The sequence below is a fragment of the Streptomyces sp. NPDC094032 genome (genome assembly GCF_040303965.1).
In the GTDB taxonomy this organism is placed as follows: Bacteria; Actinomycetota; Actinomycetes; order Streptomycetales; family Streptomycetaceae; genus Streptomyces.
In genome coordinates this window covers 44328-63644 of sequence record NZ_JBEOUE010000029.1, presented here as the reverse complement: position 1 = coordinate 63644, position 19317 = coordinate 44328, and the positions used below count along the sequence as shown (strand labels likewise).

Genomic DNA, 19317 nt, shown 5'->3' with positions numbered 1-19317 from the left:
GGGTCAGGCCGCCTTCCGGTTGAGCCGGGCCAGGACCAGCATCGGGCCGACGGTGAGGACGAAGAGCAGCACGCTGAGGGCGGAGGCGTAGCCGATGTGGCCGGTGAAGCCGCGGCTGTACATCTGGATGAGCATGACCACCGACATGTCGCGCCCGCCGGGTCCGCCGGTGCCGTTGGACAGCACGTACAGCTCGGAGAAGACCCGCAGCGCGGAGACCGAGATGAGGACGGAGATCAGCAGCATCGCGGGGCGCACGCCGGGCAGGGTGACGTGCCAGAACCTGCGGACGGCGCCGGCCCCGTCGGCGGCGGCGGCCTCGTGCAGCTCGCGGCCGACGTTCCCGAGCGCGGACAGGTAGATGACCATGTAGTAGCCGAGCCCCTTCCACACGGTGAGGGCGATGGCGCTGAACAGCAGCAGCCAGCGGTCGGTGAGGAAGGAGACCGGGCGGTCGGCGAGGCCCAGTTGGTGCAGCAGGCCGTTGAGCAGGCCCCGGTCGTCGAGCATCCAGCCCCAGACCAGGCCGACGACGACGGCGGAGGCGACGACCGGGGTGTAGAACGCGGTGCGGAAGAAGGTGATGCCGGGCAGCTTGCGTTCCACCAGGAGGGCGAGCAGCAGCGGCAGCAGGGTGAGCAGGGGCAGACAGATCAGGAGGTAGATGACGCTGTTGACCAGCGCGTCCGTCAACTGGGCGTCGTCGAGGGCGCGTCGGTAGTTGGCGAGCCCGGTGAAGCGTCCGCCGCCGAGCGGCCTTGCGCTGGTGAAGGACAGGATCACGGTGTTGACCGCGGGCCACAGGTTGAAGACGGCGAGCCAGACCAGGGCGGGGCCGGCGAGCAGCCAGGGCGTGATCCGGCGCCGGTGCGTCCGCGGCATCGCGGGGCTCAGTCCTTGATCAGCTGGTTGGCGCGGGCGACGGCCGTGTCCAGGGCGTCCTTGGAGCTCGCCTGGCCGCTGATGGCGAGGGCGATCTGCTGGTTGATGACGGTCTTCACGGCGTCGTTGGCCTGGACGGGTTCGAGGACGCGGGCGGCGGCGAGCGAGGTGAAGGCCGTCACCTTGGCGTCGGCGGCGTTGGTGCCGTCGCTCTTGCTGAAGAACGGGTCGGCGGCCGAGGCGGTGGTGGAGGGGAAGATGCTGGTCTCGCGGGCGAAGGCGGCCTGGTTGGCGGCGTTGGTCACCCAGCGGGCGAGGGCCAGGGCGGCGGTCGGGTTCTTGGTCGCCCTGGGGATGGACAGGCCCTGTACGTACAGCGGCGGGGTGCCGATGGCCGGCGAGGAGACCACCTTGGGGGCGAGCGTCGGGTTGTCCACGGCGAGGCTGGTGATGTAGTTGGCGCCCGCGGTGGTCCAGGCGGCGGTGCCGGAGGAGAACAGCTTGGTGTTGCCCGCGTAGGTCTCCGTCAGGACGTCCTTGGGCAGCAGGCCCTCCTTGAAGGCCGCGCGGTAGGTGTCGAGGACGGCCGCCGCCTCGGGGGTGTTGAAGGTGAAGCTCCGCCCGTCCGCCGAGATGACCGGGACCCCTGCGTTGGCCAGGTCCACGAGGTTGGGCTTGCGGCTCATGAGGTACGTACGGCCGCCGGACTTCGCCTTGACGGTACGGGCCGCCGCCACCAGCTCGTCGAGGGTGGCCGGCGGCTTCTTCGGGTCGAGTCCGTACCGCGTGAGCAGCTCGGAGTTCCAGTAGTTGACGTCGGTGTTGAGGTACCAGGGGTAGCCGAAGGTGCCGTCGCGGCCGGGGAAGCGGTACGCGTCGAGGCCGCCCTTGACGTAGTCGGCGGCGGCGGACGCGTCGGCCCCCGCGATGTCGAGCAGCAGGTTCTGCTTCACCAGCGGCAGGGCGAAGTCCGGGGGCAGGTTGACGACGTCGGGGAGGGTGCCACCGGCGGCCTGGCTGAGGACCTTCTCCGAGTAGCCCTCGCCGGGCTGGTCCAGCCAGTCGACCTCGACGCCGGGGTACTTCTTCTCGAAGCCGGCGATCACGCCCTCCACGTACGCGGTGAACTTCGGCTTCAGGGCCCAGGTCTGGAGCGACACCCTGCCCTTCACCTCGCCGCCGGAGGCCGCGGGGCCGGGGGTGCCGGAGTCCTCCGCGCCGCCGAGGCCGCAGCCCGCGAGGGTCACCGCCGCCACCGCGACCGCCGTCCACCGCGCCCAGCGGCTTCTCCATATGACTCGCACGAGGGTGTCTCCTTGCTGATCGATGGTGCAAGGGGTGGGGTGGCCTGCGTGATCGGACCACCCGTTTACTAAACCGCTCTAGCGATGCGGGACTATCCTCCCGGCTAAACTCCGGTGTCAAGAGAGCCCGCGGAATCCGGCCGTCCTCGCGGGGGCGGTGGCGGAGCGGGAACGGCGGATCAGGGAGGGCGTCCGGTGGCCAGACCGACCATCGCCGACATCGCCAGGGAGGCGGGGGTCTCCAAGGGGGCCGTCTCCTTCGCGCTCAACGGGCGCCCGGGGGTGAGCGAGGCGACCCGGGACCGGATCCTGGGGGTCGCCGAGCGGATGAACTGGCGCCCGCACAGCGCCGCCCGCGCGCTCGGCGGGGCCCGCGCGGGGGCCGTCGGCCTGGTGCTCGCCCGCCCCGCCCGCACGATCGGCCTCGAACCCTTCTTCAGCCATCTGCTGTCCGGGCTCCAGGCCGCGCTCTCCGGCCGGGGCACCGCCCTCCAGCTGCTCGTCGTCGAGGACACGGCCGCCGAGATCGAGGTCTACCGGCGGTGGGCCTCCGAGCACCGGGTGGACGGCTTCGTCCTGGTCGACCTCCAGGTGCGCGACCCGCGCATCCCCGTCCTGGAGGAGCTGGGCGTCCCCACCGTGGTGCTCGGCGGCCCCGGCCGGCACGGGCGGCTGCCCGCCGTCTGGGCCGACGACCGCGAGGCGATGACCTCGATCGTGGAGTACCTGGCCGCCCTCGGCCACCGCCGGATCGCCCATCTCGCGGGACTGCCCTCCTTCCAGCACACCCAGCGCCGGATCCGGGCGGTACGGGACGCGGCGCGGCGGCTCGGCCTGGCCGACGCCGTCTCCGTGCCGACCGACTTCAGCGACGCGGAGGGCGCGGCGGCCACCCGGGCGCTGCTCGCCCGGCCGGGGCTCCGGCGGCCGACCGCGATCGTCTACGACAGCGACGTCATGGCGGTCGCGGGGCTCGGCGTGGCCACCGAGATGGGGGTCGCGGTCCCCGGCGAGCTGTCCGTGGTCTCCTTCGACGACTCGGCCCTCACCCGGATCGTCCACCCCTCCCTGACGGCCCTGTCCCGGGACACCTTCGCGCTCGGCGAGCAGGTCGCGACGGCCCTGCTCGCCCAGGTCGACGACCCCGCGTCGGCCCACGACGTCAGGAATCCGACCCCCCGCCTGTCGGTCCGCGAGAGCACGGCCCCGCCCGGAGCCTGACCGGGAGTGCCCTCTTGACCCCGCTGACTAAAGCCGTTTAGCCTCCGCTCCGGATGACCTCCGCACCATCGCGCCACCGGCACCACCAGCCCCTTCCCCTCCCGCTGGACCGGAGCTCCGATGAGACGACCCCTGCATCTGCTCGCGGGCGCGGCCCTCTCCCTGGCCGCGCTCGTCCTCACCACCGCACCGGACGCTTCGGCGTCCGGCCGCCCGGACAACGTTGTCGAAGTGGCTGCCGCCTCGGGCGACCAGCCGTACGCCTCGTACTGGTACCCGAACTCGATCCTGACCTGGGACCCGGCCACCGACCCGGACGCGCGGTTCAACCGCTCCCGCGTCCCGCTCCGGCCGCGCGTCTCCGATCCGGCGCTCAAGGCGAACACCAACGCCCGCGCGGGCGAGGGGAAGATCGCCTCCCTCGTCTCCTTCGCGCCCACCTCGAACAACCCGTCCCAGGGCTCGGCCGACCCGAACTACTACGCCTTCGGGCACTGGCAGTACATCGACAAGCTGGTGTTCTGGGGCGGTTCGGCGGGTGAGGGCCTGATCCTGGCGCCCAATCCGACCGTGATCGACGCGGCCCACCGCAACGGCGTCAAGGTCTACGGCACGGTCTTCTTCCCGCCCACCGCCTACGGCGGGCAGCTCCAGTGGGTGCGCGACTTCACGCAGAAGTCCGGCAGCCGCTACCCCGTCGCCGAGAAGCTGGCCCAGGTCGCGCAGTACTACGGCTTCGACGGCTGGTTCGTCAACCAGGAGACGGCCGGCGGCGACTCCGCCCTGGCGACCGAGGTGCGCAACACGATGCGCTACGCCCGCTCGCTCGGCCCCGTCGAGTTCATGTGGTACGACGCGATGACCGAGTCCGGCTCGGTGAGCTGGCAGAACTCGCTGACCTCCGCCAACGACACCTTCCTCCAGGAGGGCACGCAGCGCACCTCGGACTCCATGTTCCTCAACTTCAACTGGAGCTCCGGCGGCCTGAGTTCGTCCCGCACGCTGGCCCGGGGCCTCGGGCGCGGCGAGTACGAGCTGTTCAGCGGCGTGGACACCGAGTCCAACGGCTACAACACGGGCGTCGACTGGAACGCCCTCTTCCCCGCCGGGCAGCCGCACACCACCTCGCTCGGGCTCTACCGCCCCGAGTGGACCTGGAAGTCCGCCGCCGACCGGGCCGACGCCGTCGCCCGCGAGGCGCGCTTCTGGGACGGCGCCAACGGCGACCCGTCCGACACCACGACCAGCTCCTCGTGGAAGGGCCTCGCGCAGTACGTCGCCGAGTCCTCCCCGATCACCGAGAAGCCCTTCGTCACCCACTTCGACGCCGGCCAGGGCGACTTCTACGCGTCCGGCGGGACCCGGGTGTCCGGCGCGGGCTGGAACAACCTCTCCCTCCAGGACGTGCCGCCCACCTACCGCTGGCTGGTGCGGTCCACCGGCACCAAGCTCAAGCCGTCGATCGACTTCACCGACGCCTACGAGGGCGGCTCGGCCCTGCGCCTGACCGGGACGCTGGACGCCGTCAACACCGTACGGCTGTACCAGACGCGGCTGCCCGTGGCGGCCGACAGCAAGCTGGCGGTGGTGGTGAAGACCCCGGCGGCCGGGCCGACCCGGCTGAAGGCGGCGGTCTCCTTCACCGACGCCCCGACCTCCTTCACCACGCTGGACTTGGGCTCCACCACGGGCACCGGCTGGGAGCGCAAGGTCCTCGACCTCTCCGCGTACGCCGGGCGGACGGTCGCCCAGATCGGCCTGGAGACCACCGGGACGACCCCCTCGTACGACATCAAGGTCGGCCAAATCGCCCTGTACGACGGCACGGTGGACGCGCCCGCCGCGCCGACGGCCCCCACCGTGCTCGGCGCGACGGACACCGGCGCCACCGCCAAGTCCCTCCGCCTCGGCTGGACGGCCTCGGCCTCCGGCGACGTCCACCACTACGAGGTGTACCGCCGCGACGCCGACGGCGGCCGCACGTTCCTGGGCGCCACCCCCAACGACAGCTACTTCGTGCCGAGGCTGGACCGGGCCGGCACCGAGACCTCGACGACGCTCGACGTCGAGGCCGTCTCCACCGAGTTCGGCCGCTCCCCCGCCGCGAGCACCACCGTCACCTGGTCCGGGACCGCTGAGAGCAACCTGGCGCTGAACCGGCCCGCCACGGCCTCCGGGCAGTGCACCACCTCGGAGACCGCCGCCAAGGCGGTCAACGGCAGCGTCTCGGGCGGCAACGCCGACAAGTGGTGCACCACGACCTCCGCCAAGTGGCTGGAGGTGGACCTCGGTTCGCCCCGGCCGCTGACCCGCTTCGTGGTGAAGCACGCGGCGGCGGGCGGCGAGAGCGCCGCCTGGAACACCCGGGACTTCCGGGTGGAGGTCCGCGACACCACCACCGCGGCCTGGACCACCGCCGTCACCGTCACCGGCAACACGGCGGCGACCACGACCCACCCGGTCGCCCTGACGGCCCGGTACGTCCGCCTGGTGGTCACCGCCCCGACCCAGACGACGGATCCGGCGGCCCGGATCTACGAGTTCGAGGCCTGGGGCTGAGCCACCGGGGAGCGGGACCGGCGGACACCTACTTGCCGGGTGCCGCCGGGCCCGCTTCCGCGAGGGTCTTCCAGAGCGTGGCGAGCGCGAGCAGCTGCGCCAGGAAGAACGCCACCGAGGCGAAGCGCATCTGGTAGACGTACGCGACGAGGCTGGCGTTGGTGGGCCAGTACTGGCGCTCCTTCTGGAAGGTCTGGAGGTCCATCATCAGGCCCGTGCAGGTCATCACCGAACCGAACGCGGCGATCTCACCGATCACCTGGGGCGCGCTCTCGCCGAGGGCCTGGGTGATGAGGAAGTCCGCCGCCGTCGGGAGGGCGAAGGCGAGCGCGACGAAGAGGGCCTTCGTCGGCCCGTGGCGGCCCGGCAGATCACGCCACAGCGCCCCGAGGAAGAATCCCGCGACGATCCAGGCCACCTGCCAGTAGAGGACGAAGTTCAGGATCCAGACGAATCCCGAGGCATCCTGCACGTACACCGCCCAGGAGTCACCCTTCACCGCTTCGGTCCAGTACAACAGGCCGGTCGCGGGCAACCCGAAGAGGCACGCGATGACAGCACCCCTGCGGGCGTTGCCCCACCACGTGGGCATCGGACCGCAGGCGAAGGGCAGATCGGCGGGCCGGACCCCCGGCGGCAGGGACTGGTCCAGTCTGTCGATCTCGGCCTCGATCGACTCCCGCTCCGCGGAACGCTCCGCCGGGCTCACCGAACCGAGATGGCCCAGACGTGACTGGAGGTCCCGGAACCGGCGCGCCAGGCGCAGCACGTCGGCCCGGTCGGTCCGCTGGATCGTCCTGCCGAGCGGCGCGTTGTCGGAGAAGGGCTGCTCCATGACGGAGCGGGAGGACCCCAGGACGAGCACGCCCCAGGCCGTGAGCAGCGTCAGCAGCAGGGTGAAGGCATAGCCCGAGAAGCCGTAGTAGACCGTGATGGGTGCGAACGTGATGGCGAAGAGGACCACGAGGAGGAACATCTCCGCGGGCTCCGGCGTGAAGGACGCCTTCTCGTACCGTTCGACCCGGCAGACCCGCAGGACCCCCAGCACGGCCAGCGGTGCCAGGGTGCCGACGATGCTCAGCAGCGGCTCCAGGAGCAGCGTCGGCAGTTGCCACCACCAGCTGCTGAACGTGATCTCCCGGTACACCCGGAACTCGGGCCGGGTCGGGTCGGCGAGCCAGCTGATCCGATCCCAGGAGTGGTTGAAGGCGAGATAGCTCCACAGGACGGTCGCCACCGCCGCCACTCCGGCGACGACGGCCATCACCCGCACCGGGATCCGCGTCTCTCCCATCAGCAGGACCCGCTGCCCGGTGACGATCACACCGAGCCAGCACACCGCCATCAGCACGGTCGAGGCCACCGCTGTCGCGGTCCAGCCCGCGCCGGACAGCACCCGGTCGGCCGTGGGCAGCAGGGTGAGGTCGTACACCTCCGACACCGCGTACGCCTCCAGCACGCCCAGGACGAGGACGCCGACCACCAGACGAAAGCGCGTCGACCGACTGCCGAGGAAACACAGGGCGAGCCCCATGGCCGCCAGGCTGAACACCGAAACGGTCTGCGCGTAGTCGTGCTGCCATCCCACCAGCCGGTCGAGCAGCGCGTAGAGGTTGTCGCCGAGGTAGACGAGCAGGCCCAGGAACATCAGGAGGAGCGCGCACCAGCGCAGGAAGCCCAGCGCTCGCGACTCCTCGGGCATCGTCTTGCCGGCCAGACCGCGCCTCATCCGCCGCCCCGCCACGAGCAGCAACGCCCCTGACGCCACGTACCAGAACGCTCCCGAGGCGCTGTAGACGCCCCAGACCTCCCATTTCCTCCAGGTGTCCTCCGACGAGGTGGTGATGAAGGACCAGTGCTGTGCCGCGGGTGGGCGGAACGTCACCGTGGGATTCCGGTCCGGCGGCGGGTGCTGCCAGCTCAGACTCGTTCCGCCCGCGCCGAAGGTGGGCGGCGGGGCGGCCGTCAGGGCTCCCCGTCCGCCCAGGTCGACCCGGACGCTGTCCCAGTTCGCGGCCTTCAGGGCGGGCGGAGGCCTGAGCGCGATGCGCCAGTCCTTCTTCGTCACCGTCAGCACCCAGGGGCCGACGGCGTCGACGGCGGAGTACTGGAACCAGGTGGCGGCCTCGTGGTGCACCTTGACCAAGTGACTGTCGGCCTCGGCCCGCACGGACACCGGCTTGAACCGCCACTCGAAGTCGCGGAAGTCCCGCTGCTCCCCCAGGGGTTTGCCCACCAGGCACCTCAGCGCCGCGCGGTAGTCCGGGGAGTGCCGGTCCAGGAGCAGCGCGGAGGCGTGGGCCCAGTCGGCGGGCACGTCGACGTCCGTGGTGCTTCTGACGATGCTGTAGTCCTGGCCTCGGTGCTGGAACTCGGCGACCGCCGAGACCTTGGCCTTCCTGAGCTGGTCGGCCCGGCAGTCGAACGGGGCGCTCTCGGCGGCGTCGGCCTCTCCCCCCGCGGCGAGGGCGAGGAGGAAGAGGAGCAGTAACAGCACATGCGGAAGGCGCGGCGCGGAGTTGCCGGGACGGATCACAGCTCCAGGATTCTCCGCGTACGACGCGCACGCGGCCGTGCGACGCGAAGACGCGCGGGAAGATCCACTCCGGCGGCCTCACGGGAAAGCTCTACGACGTCGCCGTGGCCACCTTCACCCCGAAGCCGATCAGCACCACACCGGTGACCCGCTCCATCGCCCCCCGCACCTGGGGCCGGGCGAAGAAGGTGCGGGCGCCGGCGAGCAGCAGCACGTAGCCGGAGAGCCACAGGACCGTGAGCGCCGCGTGGACCAGGACGAGGAGGGCCATCCCGGTGTGCGGGGAGAGCCCGGACGGCGCGAGGGTCGGCAGCAGGCCGGTGTAGAAGACGGCGATCTTCGGGTTGAGGACATTGCCCACGAGCCCGGTCCGCCACGGGTTCCCGGCGGGCGGCCGCGCGTCCTCGGGCGCCGCCCCGCCGCCGCGCCTGCTCCGCCACAGGGTCTGCGCCCCGAGGAACACCAGGTAGGCGGCGCCGGCCAGTTTGACCACGGTGTACGCGACGGCCGACGCCGCCAGGACGGCGGCGAGTCCGGCCACGGACAGGACGCCCCAGACCAGCAGCCCGGTGGTGATCCCGGCGACGGTCAGCAGCCCGTCCCGCCGCCCGACGGCCACGGCCCGGCGGGTCACGATCGCCATGTCCGGTCCCGGCACCATCGTCAGCAGCGCCAGCACGCCTGTCGCCGCGAGAAGTTCGAACCCCATGGGCGGAGTGTGCCACCCGCACGGCCCGCGTGTTCTCCCGGCCCCGGGCCGTACGGCGCCCGGAGAATGAACGCCCGTGCCGGAACGTCGCAGGGAGCACGCATGGCAGAGGTCGAGGTCAACGGCGTCAGGCTGTTCTACGAGACCGGCGGCGACGGCGACCCCCTGGTCCTGGTGCACGGCTCCTGGGGCGACCACCACGACTGGGACGCCGTCGTCCACGCGTTCGCCCTGCGCCACCGGGTGCTGGTCTACGACCGGCGCGGCCACAGCGCGAGCGAACGGCCGGCCGGGCCGGGGTCGCGCTTCGAGGACGAGGAGGACCTGGCCGCGCTCCTTGAGACGCTGGGCTTCGCGCCCGCCTTCGTGGTGGGCAACTCCTTCGGCGCGTCCCTCTCCCTCGGTCTCGCCGCCCGGCGCCCCGAGCTGTTCCGGGCCCTCGCGGTCCACGAGCCGCCGCTCCTCGACGTCGTGGCCGACCTGCCCGAGTGGCGCGAGGAGGTGGCCGCGACGCGCGAGCGGATCGACGGCGTCTCCGCCCTGCTGCGGGAGGGGGACGCCCTCGCCGCCGCCCGGGCCTTCGTCGACACCGTGGCCTTCGGGCCGGGCGCGTGGGAGCGCTTCCCGCAGGCGCTGAAGGACACCTTCGTCGTCAACGCCCCCACCTTCCTCGACGAGCAGGGCGACCCGGAGTGGGCCGCCCTCGACCTCGAAGGGCTGCGCCGCTGCACCGCCCCCGCCCTGCTCACGCGGGGCTCCCTGAGCCCGCGCTGGTTCGGCGGGATCTTCGAACGGGTCGCCGGGGCGCTCCCCGGGGCCCGCGCCCATGTCTTCGAGGGCGCGGGCCACGTCCCGCACGTCACCCATCCGCAGCGGTACGTGGAGGAGCTGACGGCCTTCTTCGCGCGGGCGGAGTAGGCCGGGGCCCCGGCGGCTAGCGGCCGTCCAGCAGACCGGCGAGCCCGGCGGCCAGCCGCTCGTACTCGTCGGGCCGGTTGTAGATCTGCCCGCTGACCCGGATGCCGCCGCCGTCCGGCCAGGCCCAGACGAGGGTCCGGCAGCCGAGCCGGTCCGCGATCTCCTCGCGCAGCGCGCTCGCCTCGGCCTGCGTCCTGGCCAGGCCCCGGGGCAGCCGCAGGGACCGCATCGCGAGCCCCTCGTCGTACGGGAGGGGCGTGACGCCGGGGAGCCGGGACAGGAGTGCGGCGCCGTGGGCGGCCAGGGCGCTGTTGTGGGCGCGTACGGTCGCGGCGCTGAGGCGTTCCAGCAGGTCGAGGCCCTCGGGCGCGGCCAGCCAGCCGGTGTAGTCGGCGGTGGCCCGGAACTCGACGGCGCCCGGGAAGCCGCGGGCGGCCTCCCAGGAGGGCACCGGTGCGGGGACCTCGGCCCGGTGGCCGGGGGCGACGGCCAGGACGGCGGTGCCGGGCGGGGCGTAGGCCCACTTGTGCAGGTTGCCGAACCAGAGGTCGGGCCGCCCGGCGAGGGGATCGGCGAGCATCCCCGGCGCGTGGGCGCCGTCCACGACGGTGGTGATCCCGCGGGCGCGGAGCTCGGCGAGCAGCCGGGGCGTGGCGAGCAGGCGTGCGGTGGGCGAGCTGATCTGGTCGAGGAGCGCCACCCTGGTCCGGGGCGTGATCCCGGCGAGCACGGCGGCGACCAGCGCGTCCTCGTCCGGCAGGGCCGGGTCGAGGGCGACGGTGGTGAGCCGGGCGCGCCGGGCGGCGGCCGCGACGACCGTGCCGTAGCCGTGGTCGGTGACCAGGATCTCGTCGTCGGGGTCCAGGCGCAGGGCGTCGAGGGCGAGGTTGGCCGCCTCGGTGGCGTTGGCGACGAGGGCGAGGCCCTCGGGTGCGGTGCCGAGGTGCGCGGCGACGCGGGTGCGGGCTTCGGCGATCCGGTCGGGGACCTCCAGGAAGAAGCGGTCCGGGTCGGCGTCCGCCGCCTCCTCGATCCGGCGCCTGACCCGCGCGACGGGGACGGGGACGGCGCCGTACGAGCCGTGGTTGAGGTGCGCCACGGCCGGGTCGAGCCGGAACAGCTCGGCGCCGCCGGGGAATTCGCCGGGCTCGGTGGCGGGCCCGCTTCCCGGGAGGGTCATCGGACCTCCACCGTGACCGTGCGGCCGGGGGCGACCCGGGTGCGGACGGTCGTGTAGGTCACTCCGTCGACGACCTCGGTGCGGGCCGGGCGGGGCACGCCGTCGACCAGGGCGGTGGCGTGGGCGCCGGGGAAGCGCGCGACCCAGGTGTAGGGGCGGGCGCCTGAGGTGTGGGTGAGGGTCGAGCGGTGGTCGGCGTCGTGCCGCAGGGTGAAGGCGGAGTCGCCGACGCGCAGGTCCGAGACGCTCAGCCAGTCCATGCCGGAGGGCAGTCGCGGCTGGGTGGTGAGGGTGCGGGCGGGGGCGTCGGGGGTGACGCCCATGAGGCCCTGGACGGTCTGGGCGACGAGGGTGAAGGACACCTCGGGGTAGTCGCCGTTGGTGCCCTGGCGGGTGTTGACGTGCTGGACGTCCTTCTCGGCGTAGATGCGGCGCATCCACTTCCAGGCGGTGTCGGCGCGGTTGTCGGTGAGGAAGGTGTCGGGGAGGTACGTCAGGGCCTCGATGTTGTCGGGGCGTCCGGCGCCCTCGGCCTGCGCGTCGACGTAGTCGAGGTAGGCCTCGCGGCGGGCCCCGGGCTCGATGATCCGCTTCATCGGCATGAACCAGCTGTTCTCCTTGCCCCAGCCGGTCAGCGCGCGCCCGTCGGTGGTGTAGCCGCGCACCATGTCGGCGCCCGAACCGGTCCCGCTCCAGGTGGTGTTGAAGTAGCTCCTGAGCGCGCGGGCGCGCCCGTCGAAGCGGGCGGCGGTGGCGGTGTCGCCCTTGGCGCGGGCGAGGGAGGCCATCGCGCGGTAGGCCTGGTACTGGGAGCCGATGGCGTCGCCCGCCTCGGCGAGCGGTTCGTCGCTCTGCTCGTTGTAGCTGGCGGTGCCCTGGAAGATGCCGTGGCCGGTTCCCTCGGCGACCCGTACCGGGCCGTTGTCCTTCCGCCCGTCGTGGAGGTTCACGAACTCCTCGGTGGTGTGCCGGTAGAAGTCCCACAGGGCGGGGTCGTCGAGGTAGGCGGGGTCGCCGCTCCAGCGGTACGCCTCCTCGGCCTTCTGGACCAGCTCGAAGGGCGCGGGGACCTCGCGGACGAACAGGTTCGGGCCGCGGTAGTCGATGGAGAGCGGGCTGCGGTTGTCGAAGTTGAGCGCCCAGACCGGGTAGTAGGCGTGCTCGGCGGTGGCGGTGGTGGCGAAGGCGCGCAGCATCTCCTTGTTCTCGGCGTGCAGGCCGAGGACGCCGGCGCCGGCGAGCTGGTGGGCCATGTCGCGGGAGTAGTAGCCGCTGCGGTTGGCGTAGCCGGCCCAGTAGGAGGGGCCGTAGACGCCGGTGGCGGTGCCGCCGGTCTGGCGTTCGTCGGCGTCGAGGGGGCCCTGGGTGCCGGGGAGGTGGACCCAGCTGTTGGCCTTGTGCTTGGCCCAGTCGAACATCGCGACGATCTCGGGGTCGCTTGAGGTGACCCGGGGGTCGGCCGGGGCCGCCGGGGAGACCATCACGTCGTCGATGTTGATCCAGCCCTGGCCGGACTCGAAGGCGATCTCCAGCCGGTCGCCGGGGGCGAGGGCGATCCGGCCGAGCGTGTGCCGGCGGTAGTTCGCGCCGTCGGGGAGGGGCTGCTCGGCGGCGACGGCGCCGTTGACGCGTAGGACGTAGCGGCCGCCGGGGCCGCCGGTGGCGATCCAGGCGGAGACCAGATAGCCGCCGTGGCCGGTGGCGGTCACGGTCTGGGAGACCTTCATGCCGCTGCCGGCGTCGAGGTAGGCGAGCCGTCCGCCGGCGTGCGGGTAGTTGCTCGCGACACCCGTGCCGGGGGTGAACTCCCAGCCTTTGCCGCCCTGTTCGAAGCCGGGGTCGGCGACGGCGAGCAGGGCGGGGGCGGTCGGCGCGGTCGGGCGCGCGGGGGCGGCGTGCGCGGCGGTGAGGGGGGCGAGCGTGGCGAGCAGCGCGACGGCTGAGAGCAGGGTGAGGCGGGTGCGGGTCATGAGGGTGTCTCCCGGATCGGGTCGGGTCGGCGCGCGGCACGCTAGCAACCCGCCCGGACGCCTTGCAATGGATCGGGCAACATTCACTGACGTATCAAACTGAAAGTTTTCAATGACAGGTTGCAACTCCGTCAGCTCTGCTTGTAGCGTCCCGCCCCATGACAGACAGAGACCCGGCACGACTCCCCTCCCGGCGACACCTCCTCCAGATGGGCGGCGGCGGGGTCCTGGCCCTCGCGCTCGCCGCCTGCACCGGCAGCGGCGCGGCCGACGCGGGGGGCTCGGGCACCAAGGGCGACCCCCGCAAGGGGAAGATCACGGTGTGGTCCTGGCAGGGACCCGCGGCCGAACTCAAGGCCCTGATACCGGTGTTCAACAAGGAGTTCCCGGACATCCAGGTGACCGTCGAGGACATCGGCAACCCGGCGATCTGGGACAAGATCACGGCCGGTCTGGCCGCCGGCGGCCAGGGCCTGGCCGACGTCCTGCACATCGGCGTGGACTACCTGCCGGGGTACGTCGAGCGCTTCCCCGGCGGCCTCGCCGACCTGGCCCCGCTGGGCGCGACCGCGCACAAGGACGCCTTCGCCGCCGGGCTCTGGCAGACCGTCAGCCCCGACGGCAAGCGGGTGAACGCCCTTCCCTGGGAGGCCAATTCGGCGGGCTTCTACTACCGGTCCGACCTCTTCGAGCGGGCCGGGGTCGACGTCGGCGCGCTGGGGACCTGGGACGAGACCATCGAGGCCGGCAAGCAGCTCAAGGCCCGCACCGGCGCCCATCTGCTCGGCATCGACAAGCCCGCCTCGCAGCCCGACGCCGCCAACTTCTTCCAGATGCTCCTCCAGCTCCAGGGCGCCTTCTACTTCGACCTGGAGGGCCGCGTCACCCTGGACTCCCCCGAGGCCGTCCGGGCCATGACGCTCATCAAGACCATGAACGACGCCGGTCTGGTCAGCGACCTGGCCGGCGGCTGGAACGCCCTGATGAGCTCCCTCAAGCGCGGCACCGCCGCCGTGCTGCCCTGGCCCACCTGGTTCGGCGGGATCATCGAGGAGCAGGTGCCCGCCGAGGCCGGCAAGTGGAAGGTGCGGCTGCCCCCGGCCGTCCGCCGCGGCGGGCCCACCGCCGCCACCGTGAACTCCACCCACCTGGCCGTCGCGGGCAGCAGCGCGCACCAGGCGGCCGCCTGGACCTTCATCGAGTTCGCGCTGACCCGGCCCGCGTCCCAGGTGAGCATCTACCGCGGCAAGGGCATCGCGCCCGCCCTGCTCAAGGCGTACGACGACCCGGCCTTCCACCAGCCGTCGGCGTTCTTCAGCGGGCAGCGCAAGGGCGAGGTGTTCCTCTCCGCCCTCAAGGCGCCCAGCCCCGCCGTGAACTACACCTCCGACTACGCCCGCGCCCTGAAACTGGTCACCGACGCCCAGTCCCAGGTCCTCCTCAAGGGCGCCGACCCGGCCAAGGTGCTCGCCACGGCGGCGGGTGAACTGGCCCGCCAGACGGGCCGGAAGGCCGCCCGATGACGCAGGTCGCCGCCCCCGGGCGGCGCCGCCGGGCCGCCCCGTACCTCTTCGTGCTGCCGGCCCTCCTGCTCTTCGCCGGATTCAAGCTCTACCCCATCATCTGGTCCTTCGTGATCAGCCTGCACCGCACGGTGGGCGGCGCCGAGACCTTCGTCGGCGCCGACAACTACCTGCGGCTCGCCGAGGACCCGCTGCTGTGGACCGCGCTGCGCAACACCCTCCTGATCCTCGCCGTCCAGGTGCCGCTGATGCTGGCGCTCGCGACCGGGCTCGCCGTCGCCCTCGACTCCACGCTGCTGCGCGCCCGGCCGGTCTTCCGGCTCGGCTTCTTCCTGCCGATGGTCACCGGCCTCGTCGCGTACGGCATCGTCTTCTCCGTCCTGCTCAACAAGGACTACGGCCTGGTCAACTGGGTGTTCGGGCTCTTCGGCGCCGACCCGGTGCCGTGGCTGACCGATCCGCTGTGGGCGCGGATCTCCCTGGGCCTCGCGCTGACCTGGCACTACACCGGCTACAACGCCGTCATCCTGCTGGCCAGGCTCCAGACGGTGCCGCGCGAGCTCTACGACGCGGTCGCCGTGGACGGCGGCGGGGCGCTCTCCGCCTTCCGCCACGTCACCCTGCCGGGACTGCGCCCCGCGCTGCTGCTCACCACCGTCCTGTCCACCATCGGCACCCTCCAGCTCTTCGACGAGCCGTACGTGCTGACCGGCGGCGGCCCGGACAACGCCACCCTGACCATCGGCGTGTACCTGTACCAGAACGCCTTCAAATACTTCGACTTCGGCTACGCCTCCGCCCTCGCGTACGCCCTCACCGTCCTCGTCGGGCTGCTCGGCCTGATCCAGTTCCGCCTCCTCGGGGAGAAGCCGTGACCGCCCGCCGCGCCCGCAACCCCGGGCGGAGCATCCTGCTCACCTCCGCGCTCGCCCTCGCGCTCGCCGTCGTCGTGGTCCCCTTCTACTGGCTGGCCGTCGGCGCCACCCACAGCTCGGCGGAGATCTTCGACAGCCCGCCGCCGCTGCTGCCCGGCGGGCACCTCGGGGCGAACCTGGCCACCCTCCAGGACACCGCGGACTTCGGCCGGGTGGTGCTCAACTCCCTGGGCATCGCGGTGGTCTACACGCTGCTCGCCGGCACGGTCTGCACCCTCGCCGGATACGGCTTCGCCACCTACCGCTTCCGTGGCCGCGAGCCGCTGTTCGGGCTGCTGATGCTCGGGCTCGTCGTGCCCGCGCAGATCACCCTCGTCCCGCTGTTCAAGATGATGGCCGAGCTCCACTGGCTGAACACTTACCAGGCCGTGATCGCCCCCAACCTGGCGCTGCCCTTCGGCATCTTCCTCATGCGCCAGTCGATGGGCACCCTGCCGCAGGAGCTGCTCGACTCGGGGCGGATGGACGGCTGCGGCGAACTGCGGCTGTTCTGGCGGGTCGCGCTGCCGCCGATGCGCCCGGCGCTCGCCGCCCTCGCGCTGTTCCTCTTCCTCTACCAGTGGAACGACTTCGTCTGGCCGCTGATCGTGCTGCGCGACGAGAGCTCCTTCACCATCCCGGTCGCGCTCGCCTCCCTCCAGGGCCTGGACGAGACCGACTACGGCGCCATCCTCGCCGGCACCTCCCTCGCCGCCGTCCCCATGGCGGTGGTCTTCCTCGCCCTCCAGCGGCACTTCGTCTCCGGCCTCCTCGCGGGCGCCGTGAAGGAATGAACCGGACAAGCGACATGAGCCAGCCCAGCCCCACCACTCCCCCGCCCGCCCCCGCGGTCACCACCGCCCACCTCGCGCCCGCCGCCGCCGAGCCGCTGCTCGACTCCGTGTCGGTCGCCGTGCTCACCCCCGGCCACCCGGGAGCGCGCCCCCGCTGGACCCTCGGCCCGCTCACGGACGGCGTCCGGATCCTCGAAGTGGCCGCCGACGGCAGGCCCGTGGAGATCCGCCTCTCGGTCCCGCTCGCCGACGCCGCCGGCTACTGGCATCCGCAGGGCGGCTGGCGGCGCACCCTGGTCGCCGACTGGGAGGGCGGCGGCCGGGTCAGCCTGGTCGACGGGGCCGCCGTCGGCTGCCTGTACGAGCACACCGGCGCCACCCTGCTCGCCTTCGCCGCCGCCGACCCGGTCCCCGAGGTCTCCCTCCGCTTCGGGGTGTCGGAGGAGAACGACACCCATGTCGTCCACCTGAGCCTGCCGGCCGCCGCCGCACCGCACCGGCTGCTGTTCGTGCCGCGCGCCCCCTCCGTCGCCGCCGCCCTGCGCCCGCTGCGCGCCTGGTTCGCCGCCGACCGCCCGCCGATGCCCGTGCCGGACGCGGCCCGGCTGCCCGTCTACTCCACCTGGTACGCCTTCAACCAGGACGTCTCCGCCGCCGCCGTCGAGACCCAGGCGCGGGTCGCCGCCGGGCTCGGCTGCGGGACGCTGATCCTGGACGACGGCTGGCAGGCGTACGGCAACGGGCGCGGCTACGCCGGCTGCGGGGACTGGCGGCCCGACCGGGCGAAGTTCCCCGACCTGGCCGAGCACGTGGAGCGGGTGCGCGCCGCCGGGCTCGGCTACCTCCTGTGGGTCGCGCCGCTGCTGCTCGGCCCCGAGGCGGACTGCTTCGGGCACTGGGCCGACGCCGCGCCGCACCCGGCCACCGTGCCGGGCGCCCGGGTGCTCGACCCCCGGCTGCCCGAGGTGCGCCGGCACGTCGTCGACCTGTGCGTCTCCCTCGTGACGGAGTACGGACTCGACGGGCTCAAGCTGGACTTCCTCGACGAGGCCGCGGTGTACGCGGGCGACGGCGGCGAGGACGTGGGCCGGGCGATGACCGGGCTCCTCGCCGAACTGCGGGCCGCGCTGGAATCCGTACGGCCCGGGGTGCTGCTCGAACTGCGCCAGCCGTACGCCGGTCCCGGCATGGCGCCGTACGGGAACATGCTGCGCTCCTTCGACTGCCCCGCGGACGCGACCGCCAACCGGGTGCGGACGCTGGACACCGCGCTGCTCGCGGTCGGCGGGGCGGTCCACTCCGACATGCTGATGTGGTCCCGCACCGCACCCGTCGAGGCGGTGGCCCGGCAGCTGATCGGCGCGCTGCACGCGGTGCCGCAGATCTCCGTACGCCTGGACGAGCTGCCGGAGGCGCATCTGGCGGCCGTACGGTTCTGGCTCGGGCGCTGGCTGCGGCACCGCGCGCCGCTCCTGGACGGGCGGGTCGAGCCGGGCAGGCCGGACGAGCTGTACCCGGTGGTGACCGCGGCGCTGGGCGAGGAGTGCCTGGTGAGCGTGCACGGCGACCGGGTGACGGAGCTCGACTTCACCGCGTACCGCCGCTTCCACCTGGTCAACGGCTCGGACCGGGACCGGCTGATGGTGGAGGTCCGGGGCGGCGGGCCGGGGGTGACGGCCCTGGTCCATGGGCCGGACGGCCGTATGATGGATGATCCGCCGCCGCTCCCGCCCCAGGGGCCCCGCTCCCTGGCCGTACCGCGCGGCGGTCTGGTTTCGCTCGCACTCACGGAAGGACCGCGATGAAGGTCGGCATCACCGACGTCGCAGCCCGGGCACAGGTCAGCGAGGCCACCGTGAGCCGGGTGATCAAACGGCGGCAAGGGGTGTCGAAGAAGACCCGCGAAGCCGTCGAGCAGGCCATGGCCGAGCTCGGCTACGAGCGGCAGACCCAGGGTCAACTGGTCGCCGTGGTCACCGAGTTCGTGTCGAACCCGTTCTTCGCGGACGTCGCCGAGCGGATCGAGTCGGCGCTGGCCCCGCACGGCCTGAAGACGGTGCTGTGCCCGGTCTTCCCCGGCGGCGTGCAGGAGCTGGACTTCCTCAGCTCGCTCGTCGACAAGGGCATCGCGGCCGTCGTCTTCCTCTCCGCGTCCAACACCGTGGAGGGCGCGGACACCGAAGGCTACGAGCTGCTGCGCCAGCGCCGGGTGCCGTACGTCGGGATCAACGGCGAGTTCGCGGACGGGGTGCCCGCCCCGGTCTTCTCCACCGACGACGCCCTCGCGGCCGAGCTGGCCGTGGACCATCTGCACCGGCTGGGGCACCGGCGGATCGGCATGGCCTCAGGACCGGCGGGCAACCGTCCGGCGGACCGGCGGGTGCGCGGCTTCGTGGCCGCCATGGCGCGGCGTGGCATCGACGACGCCGAGCGCTGGGTGGTCCGCCAGTCGTACAGCGTGGAGGGCGGCCAGTCGGCGGCCTCCTCGCTGGTCGGCCTCGGTGCCACCGGGATCGTCGCGGCCAGCGACTTCATGGCGCTCGGCGCCGTCCGGGGGATCCGCCGGCAGGGCCTCTCGGTGCCGGGCGACGTGTCGGTGGTCGGTTACGACGGCTCGACGGTCACCGAGTTCACCGACCCGGCCCTCACCACGGTCCGCCAGCCCGCCGACCGGCTCGCCCTGGAGGTGGGCCGCGGTGTGCTGGCCCTGGTCAGCAACCGCGAGGTCCCCACGGGCGAACTCCTCTTCGACCCGGAGCTGGTGATCCGCGCCTCCACGGGACCCGCGCCCGCCTGACCCGGACGGG

The 19317-nt window shown here is 72.8% G+C and carries 14 protein-coding genes; 8 read left to right on the top strand and 6 right to left on the bottom strand.

Annotated elements, in window-relative coordinates; all coding sequences use genetic code 11:
• Positions 1-3: 3 nt before the first annotated feature.
• Both ABTZ54_RS30540 and ABTZ54_RS30535 read right to left on the bottom strand, forming a co-directional pair.
• Positions 4-882, bottom strand: coding sequence for a carbohydrate ABC transporter permease (locus ABTZ54_RS30540; protein WP_351669355.1), 879 nt, complete (start codon positions 880-882; stop codon positions 4-6).
• A gap of 8 nt (positions 883-890) precedes the next feature.
• Complete coding sequence (locus ABTZ54_RS30535; protein WP_351669353.1) at positions 891-2186, bottom strand: extracellular solute-binding protein; 1296 nt, start codon at positions 2184-2186, stop codon at positions 891-893.
• A gap of 195 nt (positions 2187-2381) precedes the next feature.
• Here ABTZ54_RS30535 and ABTZ54_RS30530 point away from each other — a divergent pair, with 195 nt between their 5' ends.
• Both ABTZ54_RS30530 and ABTZ54_RS30525 read left to right on the top strand, forming a co-directional pair.
• On the top strand, positions 2382-3407 hold the full coding sequence (locus ABTZ54_RS30530; RefSeq protein WP_351669351.1) for a LacI family DNA-binding transcriptional regulator: 1026 nt from the start codon (positions 2382-2384) through the stop codon (positions 3405-3407).
• 120 nt (positions 3408-3527) lie between these two features.
• Positions 3528-5966 (top strand): endo-beta-N-acetylglucosaminidase, encoded by a 2439-nt coding sequence (locus ABTZ54_RS30525; protein WP_351669349.1) that lies wholly within the window; start codon positions 3528-3530, stop codon positions 5964-5966.
• Positions 5967-5994: 28 nt separating this feature from the next.
• Here ABTZ54_RS30525 and ABTZ54_RS30520 read toward each other — a convergent pair whose 3' ends face one another.
• Together ABTZ54_RS30520 and ABTZ54_RS30515 are read right to left on the bottom strand one after the other, a co-directional pair.
• Entirely contained in the window at positions 5995-8502 is a 2508-nt protein-coding gene (locus ABTZ54_RS30520; protein WP_351669347.1) for a DUF6185 family protein, read from the bottom strand.
• 91 nt (positions 8503-8593) lie between these two features.
• Positions 8594-9211 carry a LysE family translocator gene (locus ABTZ54_RS30515; RefSeq protein WP_351669345.1) on the bottom strand — a complete coding sequence of 206 codons (618 nt, stop codon included), beginning with the start codon at positions 9209-9211 and terminating at the stop codon, positions 8594-8596.
• Positions 9212-9313: 102 nt separating this feature from the next.
• On the opposite strand from ABTZ54_RS30515, the gene ABTZ54_RS30510 reads away from it, so the two are divergent.
• Entirely contained in the window at positions 9314-10129 is an 816-nt protein-coding gene (locus tag ABTZ54_RS30510; protein WP_351669343.1) for an alpha/beta fold hydrolase, read from the top strand.
• Positions 10130-10145: 16 nt separating this feature from the next.
• Here the strand turns inward: ABTZ54_RS30510 and ABTZ54_RS30505 are convergent, their stop codons facing one another.
• Both ABTZ54_RS30505 and ABTZ54_RS30500 read right to left on the bottom strand, forming a co-directional pair.
• The gene (locus ABTZ54_RS30505; protein ID WP_351669341.1) at positions 10146-11309 is read right to left on the bottom strand and encodes an aminotransferase class V-fold PLP-dependent enzyme; all 1164 of its coding nucleotides are present in this window, start codon (positions 11307-11309) and stop codon (positions 10146-10148) included.
• Complete coding sequence (locus tag ABTZ54_RS30500) at positions 11306-13279, bottom strand: carbohydrate-binding protein (protein ID WP_351669340.1); 1974 nt, start codon at positions 13277-13279, stop codon at positions 11306-11308. The genes ABTZ54_RS30505 and ABTZ54_RS30500 overlap by 4 nt, the downstream gene beginning before the upstream one ends.
• Positions 13280-13437: 158 nt before the next feature.
• Here ABTZ54_RS30500 and ABTZ54_RS30495 point away from each other — a divergent pair, with 158 nt between their 5' ends.
• Genes ABTZ54_RS30495 through ABTZ54_RS30475 form a run of 5 tightly spaced genes read left to right on the top strand, consistent with a single transcriptional unit; the run spans position 13438 to position 19307 of the window.
• Positions 13438-14802 carry an ABC transporter substrate-binding protein gene (locus ABTZ54_RS30495; protein WP_351669338.1) on the top strand — a complete coding sequence of 455 codons (1365 nt, stop codon included), beginning with the start codon at positions 13438-13440 and terminating at the stop codon, positions 14800-14802.
• A complete protein-coding gene (locus ABTZ54_RS30490; protein WP_351669336.1) occupies positions 14799-15677 on the top strand; it encodes a carbohydrate ABC transporter permease in 879 nt (292 codons plus the stop codon). Before ABTZ54_RS30495 ends, ABTZ54_RS30490 begins: the two co-directional genes overlap by 4 nt.
• Positions 15674-16510: a carbohydrate ABC transporter permease gene (locus ABTZ54_RS30485; RefSeq protein ID WP_351669334.1), complete on the top strand. Its 837-nt coding sequence runs from the start codon at positions 15674-15676 to the stop codon at positions 16508-16510. Before ABTZ54_RS30490 ends, ABTZ54_RS30485 begins: the two co-directional genes overlap by 4 nt.
• 14 nt (positions 16511-16524) lie before the next feature.
• Positions 16525-18315, top strand: a complete 1791-nt coding sequence (locus ABTZ54_RS30480; RefSeq protein ID WP_351669332.1) for a glycoside hydrolase family 36 protein — start codon at positions 16525-16527, stop codon at positions 18313-18315.
• Positions 18312-19307, top strand: coding sequence for a LacI family DNA-binding transcriptional regulator (locus tag ABTZ54_RS30475; RefSeq protein ID WP_351669330.1), 996 nt, complete (start codon positions 18312-18314; stop codon positions 19305-19307). Before ABTZ54_RS30480 ends, ABTZ54_RS30475 begins: the two co-directional genes overlap by 4 nt.
• Positions 19308-19317 lie beyond the last annotated feature (10 nt).

What these genes read in the sequence shown, in the direction of transcription:
- ABTZ54_RS30540 (WP_351669355.1), bottom strand. Translation starts at nt 882, where the DNA reads ATGCCGCGGACGCACCGGCGCCGGATCACGCCCTGGCTGCTCGCCGGC.
- ABTZ54_RS30525 (WP_351669349.1), top strand. Translation starts at nt 3,528, where the DNA reads ATGAGACGACCCCTGCATCTGCTCGCGGGCGCGGCCCTCTCCCTGGCC.
- ABTZ54_RS30515 (WP_351669345.1), bottom strand. Translation starts at nt 9,211, where the DNA reads ATGGGGTTCGAACTTCTCGCGGCGACAGGCGTGCTGGCGCTGCTGACG.
- ABTZ54_RS30510 (WP_351669343.1), top strand. Translation starts at nt 9,314, where the DNA reads ATGGCAGAGGTCGAGGTCAACGGCGTCAGGCTGTTCTACGAGACCGGC.
- ABTZ54_RS30505 (WP_351669341.1), bottom strand. Translation starts at nt 11,309, where the DNA reads ATGACCCTCCCGGGAAGCGGGCCCGCCACCGAGCCCGGCGAATTCCCC.
- ABTZ54_RS30500 (WP_351669340.1), bottom strand. Translation starts at nt 13,279, where the DNA reads ATGACCCGCACCCGCCTCACCCTGCTCTCAGCCGTCGCGCTGCTCGCC.
- ABTZ54_RS30495 (WP_351669338.1), top strand. Translation starts at nt 13,438, where the DNA reads ATGACAGACAGAGACCCGGCACGACTCCCCTCCCGGCGACACCTCCTC.
- ABTZ54_RS30490 (WP_351669336.1), top strand. Translation starts at nt 14,799, where the DNA reads ATGACGCAGGTCGCCGCCCCCGGGCGGCGCCGCCGGGCCGCCCCGTAC.
- ABTZ54_RS30480 (WP_351669332.1), top strand. Translation starts at nt 16,525, where the DNA reads ATGAGCCAGCCCAGCCCCACCACTCCCCCGCCCGCCCCCGCGGTCACC.
- ABTZ54_RS30475 (WP_351669330.1), top strand. Translation starts at nt 18,312, where the DNA reads ATGAAGGTCGGCATCACCGACGTCGCAGCCCGGGCACAGGTCAGCGAG.